Below are 631 nucleotides of genomic sequence, written 5' to 3' on the forward strand. Positions count from 1 at the left end.
TCCCCTCCCGGGGTACTTTTCACCTTTCCCTCACGGTACTAGTCCGCTATCGGTCACCAGGGAGTATTCAGGCTTATCGGGTGGTCCCGACGGATTCACAGCAGATTTCACGGGCCCGCTGCTACTCGGGTACCCTCCACGAGAGCCGGCGTGTTTTCGTCTACGGGATTCTCACCCTCTACGACAGGCCGTTCCAGACCACTTCGACTAACACACCGGTTTCTTACTCTCGCCCACCATGACAGTGATGGGAAGAAGGGCCCCACGACCCCACGGATGCAACGCCTGCCAGCTCTCACACACCCGCGGTTTAGCCTCTTCCGCTTTCGCTCGCCACTACTCACGGAATCACATGTTGTTTTCTCTTCCTGTGGGTACTGAGATGTTTCACTTCCCCACGTTCCCTCCACACGCCCTATATATTCAGGCGCGGGTAACACGACATCACTCGTGCTGGGTTTCCCCATTCGGAAATCCTCGGATCACAGCTCGGTTGACAGCTCCCCGAGGCATATCGCAGCCTCCCACGTCCTTCATCGGCTCCTGGTGCCAAGGCATCCACCGTACGCTCATAAACACTTACAACAAAGATGCTCGCGTCCACTGTGCAGTTCTCAAACAACACACAACA

At 56.4% G+C, this 631-nt stretch carries 1 rRNA gene; it reads right to left on the bottom strand.

Going from position 1 to position 631, the window contains the following annotated elements:
* Positions 1 to 585 (bottom strand): 23S ribosomal RNA (locus QYS60_RS25665); the annotation flags it as partial.
* Positions 586 to 631 lie beyond the last annotated feature (46 nt).

Origin of the sequence: Rhodococcus sp. GXMU-t2271 (genome assembly GCF_041414735.1) — a bacterium.
Classification (GTDB): domain Bacteria; phylum Actinomycetota; class Actinomycetes; order Mycobacteriales; family Mycobacteriaceae; genus Rhodococcus; species Rhodococcus indonesiensis.